This is a genomic window from Pandoraea horticolens, assembly GCF_902459555.1.
In the GTDB taxonomy this organism is placed as follows: domain Bacteria; phylum Pseudomonadota; class Gammaproteobacteria; order Burkholderiales; family Burkholderiaceae; genus Pandoraea; species Pandoraea horticolens.
The window spans coordinates 144,063-158,126 of sequence record NZ_CABPSM010000004.1; the positions used below are offsets into that span (position 1 = coordinate 144,063).

A 14,064-nucleotide genomic window follows, 5' to 3' on the forward strand; every position below is an offset into this window, starting at 1 on the left:
TTGTCTTCCACAGACCTTCGGAGCGAACACTTCACAATTTGCAAGGCAGCTAACAGTTGTCATGCTTGTTTGACCGCGTTGTCACGCGGGGCGACTGCTATTGCCTCGCGACAGCGCTGCCAACCCATTCAAAGGGAGCATGAACGTGGCGAAGCAGTATCGCATTCTCTATTTGGCCGGCGTCGGACTGCTCGGTGTGGCCGCAGCAGTTACCGGCCTGGTGTATTGGCTGGGCGTCGATACGCTTGTCAAATACCGGGGCGACCTGGTGTATTACACCCAACAGCACCTCAAGCTCGTGGCGATATCGATGGCGATGGCCATTGCCGTCGGCGTGCCCGCCGGCGCGTTGATCTCACGGCCCAAGTTCGCGAAGCATGCCGAGCGCGCTGTACAGATTTTCAATATCGGTAACACGCTGCCGTCGCTTGCCGTGCTGGCATTGTCGATGGCCGTGCTCGGCATCGGCGACCGGCCCGCCATTCTGGCGCTGTGGCTCGCGTCGCTGCTGCCGATCGTGCGCAATGCCTACGAAGGCTTGCGGCAAGTGCCGCCCGCGTTGCGGGAATCGGCGCGCGGCATGGGCATGACACCCGCACAGGTGCTGTTTCGTGTGGATCTGCCCAACGCCATGCCGGTCATCGTCGGTGGCATTCGCACTTCCCTCGCGATCAACGTCGGCACTGCGCCGCTCGCGTTCCTGATCGGCGCAGACAGTCTGGGACAACTGATCTTCCCCGGCATTTACCTGAACGACCAGACGAAGCTGCTTCTCGGCGCTGCCGGGACTGCGCTGCTCGCACTCGTACTCGACGGCATCGTCGCCTTCACGAGCGGGCTCTGGTTCGCGCGTCACGGCGCCCCGGCGCGCTAAGACCAAGGAGACCCTCCAAGCATGCAAGTTTCATTTCCTCATACACTCGCCGGTGTCATGCCGCGCTGGATGCGGCTGCTCGGCGCGGCTTGTCTCGCACTCGTCGCGCTCGGTGTGATGGCCGCGGGCGGTACCGCAAATGCCGCAACGCTCACCGTCGGCGGCAAGAACTTCACCGAGCAGTTGATTCTCTCCGAGATGACCGCCCAGTACCTGCGGAGCAAAGGGTATGACGTCGAACTCAAGAACGGCCTGGGCAGCGTGGTCATGCGCCAGGGGCTGGAGAGCAAGCAGCTCGACATCGCCTGGGAATACACAGGTACGTCGCTGATCGTCTACAACAAGATCACCGAGAAGCTCGATTCGCAGCAGGCCTACGAACGCGTGAAAGCACTCGACGGCAAGATCGGCATCGTCTGGCTCAATCTGTCGGCGCTCAATAACACGTATGCCTTCGCCATGCCGGGCAAGATCGCCCGCGAAGAGGGCGTGGAAACGGTTTCGCAACTCATCGACAGATTCCGCGCGAATCCGAAGATGCCGTTCGCCTTCGACATGGAGTTCGTTGGCCGCGCCGATGGTCTCGAGCCGATGGAGCAACTCTATGGCTTCCATCTCGAGCGACCCAACATCAAGCAAATGGACCCGGGCCTCGTCTATACGGCGCTCAAAAACGAGCAGATCGAAGCGGGTCTCGTCTACACGAGCGATGGCCGCAACAAGGGTTTCGATCTGAAGGTGCTGGCCGACGACAAGGGCTTCTTCCCGGCGTACGCCGCCACGCCCGTGGTGCGCAAGGAAGTGCTCGATGCCAACCCCAAGCTTGCCGACGAACTCAACGCGCTGTCCGCGAAGATCAACAACGAGAACATGAGCGACATGAACGCGAAGGTCGACATCGACCATCGGGCGGTGTCGCGTGTAGCGAGAGACTTCCTCAAGCAGGAAGGGCTGGTGCCGTGATGGCCATGCCGTCGTTGCGCCCGATGTTACTGAATGAGGAGCCCCATGATTGAATTCTTGACGCATAACTGGCACCGCCTCCTGACCCTGACGGGACAGCATGCATGGCTGGTGGCCGCATCGGTCGGGGCCGCCATCGTTGTTGGCGTGCCGCTGGGCGTGCTGGTCACGCGTTTTCGCTGGTTGTCGGGTGCTGTGCTCGGCCTGGCGACCGTTGTTCTCACCATCCCGTCGATCGCGCTGTTCGGCCTGATGATCCCGATCCTGTCGGTCTACGGCATGGGCATCGGGCCTGCACCGGCCGTTGCGGCCGTCTTCCTGTACTCGCTGCTGCCGATCATGCGCAACACGAGTCTCGCGTTGCGCCAGATCGATCCGAGCATTCGCGAAGCGGGTATCGGCATTGGCATGACGTTCTGGCAGCGCCTGCGCCTGGTGGAATTGCCGCTGGCCGTGCCGGTGGTACTGGGCGGCGTGCGTACCGCCGTCGTCATGAATATTGGCGTGATGGCCATTGGCGCCATCGTTGGGGCCGGTGGTCTCGGGGTGTTGATCACCCAGGGGATCAGCCAGAGCGATACCCGGCAGCTCGTCGTGGGTGCGGTGCTGGTGAGTTTGCTCGCCATCGTGGCCGACACCCTGTTGCACCGCCTGCAGCGCGTGCTGACACCGAAAGGAATCCGAACCGTATGATCACACTCGACAATCTCACCAAAAGCTTCGTCCAGAAGGACGGCACACCCGTGACCGCAGTCAATGCGGTCAGCCTTGAAGTGCCGCCGGGCGAAATCTGCGTCTTTCTCGGCCCATCGGGCTGCGGCAAGACGACCACACTCAAGATGATCAACCGGTTGATCAAACCGACGTCCGGGCGCATTCTGCTCAACGGCGAAGACACCGGCAACATCAACGAAATCGAACTGCGCCGCCACATCGGTTACGTGATCCAGCAGATCGGTCTGTTCCCGAACATGACCATCGAAGAGAACATTACCGTCGTGCCGCGTTTGCTCGGCTGGGACAAGAAGCGTTGCCGCGAGCGCGCAACGGAACTGATGGGCATGGTGGCGCTCGATCCGAAGCGCTATCTGTCGCGGTATCCGCGCGAGCTATCGGGCGGGCAACAGCAGCGTATCGGCGTGATCCGCGCATTGGCTGCCGATCCGCCCGTGCTGCTCATGGACGAGCCATTCGGTGCCGTCGATCCGATCAACCGCGAGTCGATTCAGAACGAGTTTTTCCAGATGCAGCGTCAACTGGGCAAGACCGTCATCATGGTCAGCCACGATATCGACGAAGCGATCAAGCTGGCCGACCACATCGCGATCTTCCGTCAGGGACGTCTGGTGCAGTATGCACAACCCGATGCGCTGCTGGCACGTCCGGTCGATGAGTTCGTGGCGAGCTTCGTGGGACATGACCGAATTCTGAAGCGCCTGTTGCTGGTGCGCGCAGAGGATGCGGCGACACCGCAGCCGACCGTCAAGCCGCAGACCACGCTGGCCGAGGCCTACGGCATGATGGACGAACTCGATACGCGTTCGTTGGTGGTCGTTGACGAGAACGCGCGCGCGCTGGGTTACATTGCACGTCGCGACACGCGTCACGCACAGGGGACGTGTGGCGAGCGGGTGCGCGACTTCAAGGCGTCGGCCGTTGCGGCCGACAACTTGCGAGTGCTGCTCTCGCGCATGTACGAGCACAATCTGGCGTCGCTGCCCGTGCTGGGCGATGACAACCAGTATCTCGGCGAGGTGACGCAGGATTCCATCGCCGACTATCTGAGTTCGGGCAAGTCGCGCGGTAATGGCGGCGGCACCATCATCGCCCCGCCGCTGCCAGGCGCGTCGAGCGTGGTCGCCAGCGTTCCGTTCGGGGGGGCGGCGTAAGCCGGCTGGCGTCTTGCGGCGGTCGCGCATTGGGTCGTCGATCGGACGGACGTTGTCGACGTTCGTCCGGCAAGTCGGAGAGTGACGGCCGGGTGCTGCCGTCATTTTTGCATTCATACGCCTGGCGGGCGGTTAGGGTAATCGGTAGTAAGGAGTTGCGGGATGACGTGGGAAGCGGTGACGGCGTGGTTCGAGAATGCGCCCTGGGCGCGGATGGTTGGGGCGTTGGCGCTACTGGCCGGTGTGGCACTGCTGGTGCAGGCGGTGGCGCAGGTTCTGATCGTTCGCGGGGTGCGTATCGTCGTGCAGCGCACGGCCAATCACTGGGACGACGCGTTGCTTGCGCATCACGTGTTTCATCGCGCCGCGCGCATCTTGCCGTATCTCGTGATTCAGTTCGGTATCGCGTGGGTGCCGGATCTTCCGCCGAAGGCCGCGATGGTGACCGGCAACGTTGCGCTCGCGACGACGTTGCTCTACGCGACGCTCGCCATTGCCGGCATTCTGGACGCGGCGCAAACGGTCTATGCGCTCTCCGAGCATGCACGCACGCGTTCGATCAAAGGGTACGTTCAGTTAGGCAAGATCGCGTTGTATGTGGTGGCGGCGATCGCTATCGTGGCGACCATCGTCGACCGCTCGCCGTGGCTGCTGCTCTCGGGGCTTGGGGCGATGTCTGCGGTGCTGTTGCTGGTGTTCAAGGACACGATCATGTCGTTCGTTGCCAGTGTGCAACTGACGTCGAACGACATGCTTCGCGTGGGCGACTGGATCGAGATGCCGCAAGTCGGCGCCGATGGCGACGTGGTGGATATCGCGCTGCACACCGTGAAGGTGCAGAACTGGGACAAGACGATCACGACCATCCCGACGTGGCGGCTGATTTCCGAGAGCTTCCGCAATTGGCGTGGCATGCAGCAATCGGGGGGGCGTCGTATCAAGCGCACGCTGTTCGTCGACGCGGGCAGCGTCGGCTTCCTCGACGAGGCGGAGATTGCGCGCCTGTCGAAGCTGCATCTGCTCGGGTCGTATCTGACGGACAAGCGGCGTTCGTTGGCGGATGCGAATGCGGCGCTGGGTATCGCGGCGGTGGTGCCGGCCAACACGCGACGTCTGACGAATATCGGCACCTTCCGGGCGTATGCGCTGGCGTACCTGAAGGCGCGTCCGGACATTCACGATGGTATGACGTGCATGGTGCGCTCGCTCCAGCCATCGGCAACGGGAATTCCGACCGAGCTGTACTGCTTCACGAACACCACGGCGTGGGCCGAGTACGAACGCGTGCAGGGCGATGTCTTCGATCATCTGCTCGCGATCTTGCCGGAGTTCGGTTTGCGCATGTACCAGAATCCGGCCGGCGCCGATCTTTTGCGCTGGCAGGGGCCGCGGGCGGCCTGATCGTGAGGCCGCCTGAGGGGGGCATCCGGTGCTGCGCAGTCTGAAGCGCTTCCCGGATTTCCGCCGTTTCGCCTCAGACGACAAGCGTCGTGACTAGCAGCGCCGCAGAACCGGCAAAAAAAGGGCTCCCGCAGGAGCCCTTCCCAATTCGACGCAACGATCGAACGCGACGACGCGCGTCAGTTACGCCGCCGATTCGTCGAGCGTCGGATAGTCGACGTAGCCGCGAGCGTCGCCGCCGTACAGCGTGTCGCGGTCCAGTTGGTTGAACGGGCCGCCGCGCTTTAGGCGTTCCACCAGATCCGGGTTGGCGATGAAGGGCTTGCCGAACGCGATCAGGTCGGCCAGATTTTCCTTGCGCGCCTTCAGCGCGAGCGCGAGATCGTAGCCGTTGTTGGCCATGAACGTGCCCTTGAAGATGCGATGCAGCTTCTGCAGATCGAAACCGTTCTCGACTTCACGCGGACCACCCGTCGCGCCTTCGACCACGTGCAGGTACACCAGACCGAAGCGGTTGAGTTGCTCGACTGCGTACGTGAACACCGGCTCCGGGTTGCTGTCGCCGCAATCGTTGGCCGGGCTGATCGGCGAGAGGCGAATGCCCACGCGGTCGGCGCCCCATACGTCGACGACCGCCTGCGTGACTTCCAGCGTCAGACGCACGCGATTCTCGATGCTGCCGCCGTACTGGTCGGTGCGATGGTTCGTCTTGTCGCGCATGAACTGGTCGAGCAGATAGCCATTTGCCGCATGGATTTCCACGCCGTCGAAACCGGCGCGCTTCGCACACTGCGCTGCGTGACGATACTGTTCGACAATGCCCGGGATCTCGGACGTCTCGAGCGCGCGCGGCGTCGGATGCGGTTCGAAACCGTGCTCGGTGAACGCCTGGCCCGCCGGCTGAATCGCCGACGGCGCGACCGGCAGTGCCCCGCCAGGTTGCAGCGACGGGTGCGAAATACGGCCGACGTGCCAGAGTTGGCAGAAAATCTTGCCACCCTTGGCGTGCAGGGCGTCAGTCACCTGCTTCCAGCCGGCAATCTGTGCTTCGGTATAAATGCCCGGCGTGAACGCGTAGCCTTTGCCCTGCTGGGAGATGTTGGTGGCTTCACTGATGATGAGGCCGGCCGAGGCACGCTGGGCGTAATACTCGGCAACTATCGGGCCCGGGACGTCCCCAGCGCCGGCGCGGCTGCGCGTGAGCGGCGCCATGACAATGCGGTTATTCAGTTCGAGGGGGCCAAGCGCGTACGGCGAGAAGAGATCGGTGTCCAGCGTGGCCAAGGGTGTCTGTTGCGAGTCCGTCATTGCTGAAGGTCCTGTGAAAGTGGGGGGATGCTGTGCTGCACAAAACTGGCACAGGTTACGACTTTTTCTCTGGCCGTGCAGACGACCTCAACGCCAGAACGGCCAGACATTTGCCGTCGGCGACTCGCTGGGATTCCCCGCCCCCGAATGGGGCGGCGCGGCGAGTCGTCGCCAGGCACATTTGCCACCGGATGTGCTCTGCTTCAGACACCGGCCGCCACGGGGCGCTTCGGCGCGTGCGGCGCAATACGCAGCACCATGAGCGCGCCGAGAATGCATACGCCACCCGAGAGCATCGAGGCCATCGTGTAGTTGCCCAGCGTGGCGCGCAGCGAACCGGCGACAAGTGTCGCGGTCGCCGCACCGAGTTGGTGGCCGGCGACGATCCAGCCGAACACGATCGGGGCCATCGACTTGCCGAAAACATCGGTCGTCAGACGCACCGTCGGCGGTACCGTCGCGATCCAGTCCAGACCGTAGAACAGGGCGAAGAGCGGAATGCCGAAGAAGTCGAAACCGAACGCATACGGCAGATAAATCAGCGACACGCCGCGCAATCCGTAGTACCAGAACAGCAGCACACGGCTGTTGTAACGATCCGAGAGCCAGCCCGACGCCGTGGTGCCCACGAGGTCGAGCACGCCCATGGCCGCCAGAATGCCCGCACCCTTGACCTCGGAGAGGCCGTAATCGCCACACATCGCGATGAAGTGCGTGCCGATATAGCCGTTAGTGCTCGCGCCGCAAATGAAGAAGCTGAAGAACAGCAGCCAGAAGTCGCGCCTGCCTGCCGCCATGCGCAGTGCCGACAGCGCGGTCTTGAGCGGATTGCCTTGGGCGAGCGGCGTGTCGGCGGCGTCTGCCGGCGCGCCGACCGGGCGCAGACCGACCGACCCCGGACGCTCCGGCACGAGGAATGCCACGAGCGGCAGCACCAGCGCAGCGACCAGCCCCACGATCAACACCACCGGACGCCAGCCGTAGTTCTCGGTGATCGCGGCCATGATCGGCAGAAACACCATCTGGCCGGTGGCGGAGCTGGCGGTGAGAACACCCATCGCCAGACCGCGATGCGTGTGGAACCAGCGGTTCGATACCGTCGCCGCCAGTGTCACGGCCGCCACGCCGGTTCCGCCGCCGACCATGACGCCCCAGATCAGCACCATCTGCCAAGGCGCCGTCATCAGCGATGAAAGCGCCGTGCCCGACGCGAGCAACAACAGGGCTGCCATCACCGTCGGACGGATGCCGAAGCGCTGCATGGCAGCCGCAGCAAACGGGCCGGTCAGGCCGTAAAGCGCCAGATTGACGGAAATCGCCAGCGAGATCGTGGCGCGGCTCCAGCCGAAGTCGTGCTCGAGCGGCACCATCATGACGCTCGGCGTCGCGCGAATGCCCGCCGAGGCGAGCAGGACCAGGAAAATTACGCCGACGACAATCCAACCGTAGTGGAAGCGTCCGTCAATGCGCCTTGCAAGTGCAGCCTTCATGGCGGAAATCCTTGCTGGGGTTCGGTGTTGCCAGCCGAACCGGGAACGTTTGCGAGAACCGGTATGTCTATGTTCATCGGCCGTCATGTGACAGACCGGTAACATGAGGTTGCCATGTTATGAACCGATCGGTAACATGTCAAGTATTCCTTTGTGGCGGCAGGGCTTTGTCCCGCGTCGCAAATTTCTGCTTTTGGGGAGCGCCAGGCAATGGCCAAATCGACAACGACCGTACCGCCCGTAAGGCCTGACATGCCAGACCCGGCGAACGCGGGTGTGGCAACGGCAGCCAAGGGCGAGGGCAAGGCAGCGCCGTCGCGGCGTCGCAGTGTGGCGTCGCGCGCGGGCAAGACCGCGCGGCACGTCACGCCGGCGCCCGTCGCGCAGCAGTGTTTGCTCAACGCGGCTGTGGAATTGTTCCATGCGGAAGGGGTGCGCGCCGTCGGGGTGGATGCCGTCGTCAAGCGCGCCGGTGTGAACAAGATGTGCCTCTATCGCCAGTTCGCATCGAAGGACGAATTGATTCTGGCGTACCTCGATCACATGCAGACGATGAGTCTGGCGCGTATCGACGAGAGCATCGCGAAACGGGCGGGCGAGCCGCGCGCGCAGATGTTGCAAATCTTCGTGGATCTTTCCGAGCGGGCGAGCAAACCCGGCTATCGCGGCTGCCCGTTCGTCAATGTGGCGGCTGAATTCCCCGACCCGGCGCATGCGGCGCGCAAGTTGGTGGTGAACTACAAGGCGGAAGTGGTGCAGCGCTTCACGGCACTCGCCACGGCCGCCGGCTTGCAGAAACCGGCGCCGCTGGTCGACGCGTTATCGCTCATTCTCGAAGGGGCTTACGCGGCGAGCCAGACCTTCGGCGTTGGCTCGCCGCCGCTGCGTATCCTGCCGGCCGTGGCGCGCCGGATCATCGAGGCAGGGATGGCGGGCGAGTTGGACGCGGCCTGAGCCGGGCCGCATCGCTCGCCTGCGGACGCGCTGACAACTCGTTACGTCGCCTCGTCAGGCGGCGAGCCGCTTGAGCGCCACGGCTGCCGAACCGCGCGCGTCCGCAAGCTGGTTATCCGACGTCATGCGAAACGCGGCGACCGCCTGATCGAGCGCGCGCGCCTGATCTTCCATCGACGCGGCGGCGGCTGCCGCCTGCTCCACGAGCGCAGCGTTCTGCTGCGTGACTTCGTCCATTTGCGTGACGGCACGCCCGACCTGCTCGATGCCGTGGCTTTGTTCGGTAGATGCCGCCGAAATCTCGCCCATGATGTCGGTGACTCGCCGCACGGCCTGCACCACGTCTTGCATGGTCTGACCGGCCTGCGTCACGAGAGTCGAGCCATCCTGCACCCGTGCGTTCGACGATTCGATCAGTTCCTTGATCTCCTTGGCCGCTGCCGCGCTGCGCTGGGCGAGCGTGCGCACTTCGCCCGCAACGACCGCGAAGCCGCGTCCCTGCTCGCCTGCGCGGGCCGCTTCCACGGCGGCGTTGAGCGCGAGGATGTTCGTCTGGAATGCGATGCCGTCGATCACGCCGATGATGTCGACTACCTTGCCCGAGCTGTGCGAGATGCCTTCCATCGTCGCCACCACCTGATCGACGACTTGCCCGCCGCGCACGGCGATGGCCGAGGCGTTCTCCGCCAGTTGGCTGGCCTGACGCGCGTTGTCGGCGTTCTGCCGGACGGTGGACGTGAGCTGTTCCATCGATGAGGCTGTCTCTTCGAGCGCTGCCGCCTGCTGTTCGGTACGTGCAGACAGATCGGTATTCCCTTCGGCAATTTCGCGTGCTGCGAGCGTGATGGCGCTCGTGCCGCCGCGAATGCGTCCGATCATCTGCTGAAGATTGGCCTGCATGCGCTGCATTGCGAAGAGCAGGCTGGCGCCGTCGCCCTGACGCAGACGCACTTGCGTGAGCAGGTCGCCGTCGGCAATGCGCGTCGCGATATCGGCCGCGTATTCGGGCTCGCCGCCGAGGCTGTGCTGAACGTTACGGATGATGAGCAACATGACGCCCGACACGGCCAGACCGATCACGGCGAGCATCGCTCCCCAGCGCAGCAGTGCGCCGACGAAGGCGGCATTGATGTCGTCGACGTAGACGCCGGTCGTCAGATACCAGTCCCACGGCGAATAGGTGCCGACGCGGCTGATCTTCTCGACAGGTTTGTCCGAACCGGGTTTGGGCCAGAGATAGGTGACGAATGGGTCGTCAGTCCGCGCAGCCGCGACGATCTCCGAGAACATGAGCTTGCCCGACGGATCGCGGAACTGACTCATGTCCTTGCCTTCGAGCTTGGGATTGACCCCGTTGAGCACGATCACGCGCTGCGAGTTCAAGATGCCGAAATAGTTGTCGCCGTCGTAGCGGATCGCGCCGATCTGCTCGCGCGCGAGCTTTTGCGCGTCGGCCACACTGATCTCGCCGCGCTGGGCGCGTTCGCCGTAATACTTGGCGAGGCTCAGGCCGGCATCGACCACGTGCGTGAGGCCCTCGCGCCGCTCGGCCAGCATCGTGTCGCGCTGCGCCCAGGCTCCCCAGACTGCCATGGCCAGCAGGCTGACCCACATCAACGCAACGGCAGACCACAACTTCGCTTTCAAACTCAACTGCTGGATCACTTCGTCTTCCCCACTGATTCCGCGCTGGTGTCACTCCGGCGGTGGCCGCGCGTGACGCGTCACCACGCCCGCGCGGTCCGATTGTCGATCGATTGTCAATGCTCCCGATGAGAACACGGACCCAACATGTGCTAACGGCAGTCTGGGAAAGGACTTGAGCGGCGCGGGGGCAAAGGAAGGGCGAAAACGGCTCAGCCGTGAATGACCACCAGCAAGCCGCGTGCGACGGCTTTTCCGACGTTGCGGATGGCATGGGCGCGGTCGGCGGGATAGCGGGCAGTCTCGCCTGGCTTGGCGCGTCTCGCGAAGTGCTCGACTTCGATGTCGACCTGACCGTCGAACACGGTGAAGTGCTCGCGCGTGCCCGGATCGTGTGGCTCCGACACGAGCGCTGCGCCGGGTTGCAGCGTCAGTTCGTACCACTCGTATTTGCCGGCCAGCTCCATCGGGCCGAGGATCTTCAACTGATAGGCGTGCTCCGCCCCCGCCAGCGTGGGGATTTCATGCTTGCCGATCACGCGTACCGGCTCGGGGTCGCCGGTGGGGGCGCCGAGCAATTGGTCGAGCCGCACGCCCAGTGCATTGGCCAGCCGCCACGCCACCGCGATGGTCGGGTTGGCCTTGTCGCGCTCGATCTGCGAGAGCATCGACTTTGAAACGCCGGAAGCGCGAGAGAGCGTCTCGAGCGTCATGCCACGCTCTTTGCGCAGTTGCTGAATCATGTCGCCAACGGGCGGCGGTGCGACCGGGGACATCGCGGACGCAACGGGAGTGCTTGCCATATGAATTCCGGGATATTAGAATTTTCCAATATATTGAAACTTGTTCAATATAAAGTATAGTTTCCGATAAGGTGAATGGCTGCATGGTAGCAGAGCAAACGGCCCATTCACGCATGGCTTTCGATACCCGGGCGGCATTCACCGATGCCGCCGGAATCTTCGGCCGGCACCGCACAACGGCGCCGGCCAACCGCACAAAGGAGATGCCCACGATGACTGCACACACCCCGGAGGCCCGCGAGGGTTTCTATCGCCAACTGACCGAACGACTGGAAGATACGCGCCGCCAGGGCCTTTTCAAGCAGGAACGCGTGCTCATGTCGCGGCAGGGGCCGGAGGTCATGTGCGACGACGGGCAAACGCGCATCAACCTGTGCGCCAACAACTATCTGGGGCTGTCGGGCAGCGAATCGCTCGTCAAGGCCGGGCAGAAGGCGCTGGAAGACTTCGGTTTTGGCCTGTCGTCGGTGCGCTTCATCTGCGGCACGCAAGGTCCGCACAAGGAGCTTGAAGCGCGCATCGCCGCGTATCTCGGCACGGAAGACGCCATCCTGTACGCTGCCGCGTTCGACGCCAATGGTGGCCTGTTCGAACCGCTGTTCGACGAGCAGGACGCCATCATCTCCGACGCCCTCAACCACGCCTCGATCATCGACGGCGTGCGTCTTTGCAAGGCGCAGCGCCTGCGCTATGCGCACAACGATATGGAAGACCTCGAGCGCCAGTTGCAGGCGGCGGCCGGGGCGCGTCATCGCATCATCGTCACCGACGGTGTGTTCTCGATGGACGGCACGATTGCCCAGCTCGATCGCATCGTGGCGCTGGCCGAACAATACGGTGCACTCATCATGATCGACGAGTGTCACGCGACCGGCTTCATGGGGCCGACAGGGCGTGGCACGCACGAGCATCATGGCGTGCTCGGCAAGATCGACATCATTACCGGCACGCTGGGCAAGGCGCTCGGCGGCGCGATGGGCGGCTTCACGGCGGGCCGCCGCGAGGTGATCGAGACGCTGCGCCAGCGCTCGCGCCCGTATCTTTTTTCGAACAGCCTCGCGCCGGCCATCGTCGGCACGTCGCTCTCGGTGTTCGACGAACTCGAACATTCGTCGGCGCGCCGCGAGCAATTGCACGAGAACACCGCGTTCTTCCGCAAGGAAGTGGCGGCGCTGGGTTTCACCATCAAGCCGGGCACCCATCCGATCGTGCCCGTCATGCTTTTCGACGCCACGCTGGCCCAGCGCTTTGCGCAGCGACTCTATGAACTGGGCGTGATCGCCACCGGCTTCTTCTACCCCGTGGTGCCGCAGGGCCAGGCGCGCGTGCGCGTGCAACTCTCGGCGGCGCATACCCGCGAACACCTGACTCGCGCACTGGTGGCGTTCGCACAGGCCGGCAACGAACTCGGCATTCTCAAGCAAGGTTGAACATGGAACGCATCCTCATCATCGGCGCCAACGGGCAGATCGGCAGCGAACTCGTCGAAGCGCTGGCGGCACAGTATGGCAACGAGAACGTCGTCGCCACGGACATCGCAGCGGGACCGTCGCGCCACCCGGTGCACTACGAGACGCTCGACGTGCTCGATGCGTCGCGTCTGGCCGCGCTCGTCGAGCGCTTCGGCATCACGCAGATCTTCCATCTGGCGGCGCTGCTCTCGGCAACCGGCGAGACACGCCCGCTCCAGGCCTGGACGCTGAACATGAACGGCCTGCTCAACGTGCTCGAGTTGGCGCGTGAGCGCAAAGGGTTGCGGGTGTTCTGGCCGTCGTCGATCGCTGCGTTCGGCCCGCATACGCCGGCCGTCGAAACGCCGCAGCTCGCGATCATGGACCCGACCACGATGTACGGCATCAGCAAGCAGGCCGGCGAACGGCTGTGCGAGTACTACTTCACGAAGTTCGGCGTGGATGTGCGAAGCCTGCGCTATCCGGGCGTCATCAGCTACAAGACGCCCCCTGGCGGCGGTACCACCGATTACGCCATCGAGATCTTTCAGGCGGCGCGTCGCGGCGAGACCTACACGTGCTTCCTGAAGGAAGACGCGACGCTGCCGATGATCCACATGCCCGATGCCGTGCGTGCCACGCTCGAATTGATGAACGCGGACGCCTCGCGGCTGCGGGTGCGTTCGTCGTACAACGTGGCTGGGGTGAGCTTCGATCCGGCGACGCTGGCTGCGGCGATTGCGCGCCGCGTGCCGGGCTTCACAGTGAAGTACGTACCGGACTTTCGCCAGGCGATTGCCGAGACGTGGCCGCATACGCTCGACGACACCCATGCGCGCTACGACTGGGGCTGGAAACCGGCCTTCGGCCTGGATGCGATGGTCGACGACATGCTGGCCAATGTGCCGCTGGACTGGCACGCACCGGTCTTGGGAAACGCCGCCTGAGAAGGCTTGCCGTCCCGCTTACTTCGGGTGATGCACCGCGTAGTAGGCGAGTGCGGCGAGCACCGCACAGGTCACGGCGAAGGCGCGACGGCGCCAGCGGTGGGCCGGCGTGAAGGTGATGACTCGGCCGCGGCCTTCTTCTTTGGAATGGTAGTAGCTCATGTTGCACCTTCTCGGGTCTGATACACGGTCTTTGCCGCGGAACGAACCTGCCCGAGCGTCCATCGATGCGCCCCCCGGCACAGGACAGGCAGGTTCCGGACCGATTATGCGACCGCACAAAAACGACCGCTAATCAGTATCTTTACCGATAGGTGTGGCCTTTTTGATACGGTCTCAC

General features: G+C 63.8%; 13 protein-coding genes. 8 read left to right on the forward strand and 5 right to left on the reverse strand.

All coding sequences use genetic code 11. From position 1 onward, the window contains the following. The first annotated feature begins 139 nt into the window (after positions 1-139). The 5 genes from PHO31112_RS09120 to PHO31112_RS09140 all read left to right on the forward strand — a co-directional run bounded on the left by PHO31112_RS09120 (position 140) and on the right by PHO31112_RS09140 (position 5,127). The gene (locus PHO31112_RS09120) at positions 140-874 is read left to right on the forward strand and encodes an ABC transporter permease (RefSeq protein ID WP_150620229.1); all 735 of its coding nucleotides are present in this window, start codon (positions 140-142) and stop codon (positions 872-874) included. A gap of 21 nt (positions 875-895) precedes the next feature. Beyond that, entirely contained in the window at positions 896-1,837 is a 942-nt protein-coding gene (locus PHO31112_RS09125) for a glycine betaine ABC transporter substrate-binding protein (RefSeq protein WP_150620230.1), read from the forward strand. Between the two features lie 45 nt (positions 1,838-1,882). Beyond that, entirely contained in the window at positions 1,883-2,530 is a 648-nt protein-coding gene (locus PHO31112_RS09130) for an ABC transporter permease (RefSeq protein WP_150620231.1), read from the forward strand. Further along, positions 2,527-3,726, forward strand: a complete 1,200-nt coding sequence (locus tag PHO31112_RS09135; RefSeq protein ID WP_150620232.1) for an osmoprotectant ABC transporter ATP-binding protein OsmV — start codon at positions 2,527-2,529, stop codon at positions 3,724-3,726. Before PHO31112_RS09130 ends, PHO31112_RS09135 begins: the two co-directional genes overlap by 4 nt. A 162-nt stretch (positions 3,727-3,888) precedes the next feature. Continuing rightward, positions 3,889-5,127 carry a mechanosensitive ion channel family protein gene (locus PHO31112_RS09140; RefSeq protein WP_150620233.1) on the forward strand — a complete coding sequence of 413 codons (1,239 nt, stop codon included), beginning with the start codon at positions 3,889-3,891 and terminating at the stop codon, positions 5,125-5,127. A gap of 183 nt (positions 5,128-5,310) precedes the next feature. Here PHO31112_RS09140 and PHO31112_RS09145 read toward each other — a convergent pair whose 3' ends face one another. Both PHO31112_RS09145 and PHO31112_RS09150 read right to left on the reverse strand, forming a co-directional pair. Next, positions 5,311-6,435 (reverse strand): alkene reductase, encoded by a 1,125-nt coding sequence (locus PHO31112_RS09145; RefSeq protein ID WP_150620234.1) that lies wholly within the window; start codon positions 6,433-6,435, stop codon positions 5,311-5,313. A 203-nt stretch (positions 6,436-6,638) separates the two neighbouring features. Next, positions 6,639-7,925 carry an MFS transporter gene (locus PHO31112_RS09150; protein ID WP_150620235.1) on the reverse strand — a complete coding sequence of 429 codons (1,287 nt, stop codon included), beginning with the start codon at positions 7,923-7,925 and terminating at the stop codon, positions 6,639-6,641. Between the two features lie 252 nt (positions 7,926-8,177). Between PHO31112_RS09150 and PHO31112_RS09155 the strand changes: the two genes are divergently transcribed. After that, positions 8,178-8,879 carry a TetR/AcrR family transcriptional regulator gene (locus PHO31112_RS09155; RefSeq protein ID WP_425495171.1) on the forward strand — a complete coding sequence of 234 codons (702 nt, stop codon included), beginning with the start codon at positions 8,178-8,180 and terminating at the stop codon, positions 8,877-8,879. Positions 8,880-8,933: 54 nt separating this feature from the next. On the opposite strand, the gene PHO31112_RS09160 is transcribed toward PHO31112_RS09155, so the two are convergent. Both PHO31112_RS09160 and PHO31112_RS09165 read right to left on the reverse strand, forming a co-directional pair. Next, positions 8,934-10,541, reverse strand: coding sequence for a methyl-accepting chemotaxis protein (locus tag PHO31112_RS09160; protein ID WP_246177988.1), 1,608 nt, complete (start codon positions 10,539-10,541; stop codon positions 8,934-8,936). A 194-nt stretch (positions 10,542-10,735) separates the two neighbouring features. Next, positions 10,736-11,326, reverse strand: a complete 591-nt coding sequence (locus PHO31112_RS09165; RefSeq protein ID WP_246177900.1) for a helix-turn-helix domain-containing protein — start codon at positions 11,324-11,326, stop codon at positions 10,736-10,738. Positions 11,327-11,538: 212 nt separating this feature from the next. Here PHO31112_RS09165 and kbl point away from each other — a divergent pair, with 212 nt between their 5' ends. Both kbl and PHO31112_RS09175 read left to right on the forward strand, forming a co-directional pair. After that, positions 11,539-12,756, forward strand: coding sequence for a glycine C-acetyltransferase (gene kbl, locus PHO31112_RS09170; RefSeq protein ID WP_150620237.1), 1,218 nt, complete (start codon positions 11,539-11,541; stop codon positions 12,754-12,756). 2 nt (positions 12,757-12,758) lie between these two features. Next, entirely contained in the window at positions 12,759-13,724 is a 966-nt protein-coding gene (locus PHO31112_RS09175) for an NAD-dependent epimerase/dehydratase family protein (RefSeq protein WP_174995637.1), read from the forward strand. A gap of 18 nt (positions 13,725-13,742) precedes the next feature. Here PHO31112_RS09175 and PHO31112_RS27110 read toward each other — a convergent pair whose 3' ends face one another. Continuing rightward, positions 13,743-13,886 carry a hypothetical protein gene (locus tag PHO31112_RS27110; RefSeq protein WP_174977240.1) on the reverse strand — a complete coding sequence of 48 codons (144 nt, stop codon included), beginning with the start codon at positions 13,884-13,886 and terminating at the stop codon, positions 13,743-13,745. Positions 13,887-14,064: the final 178 nt, after the last annotated feature.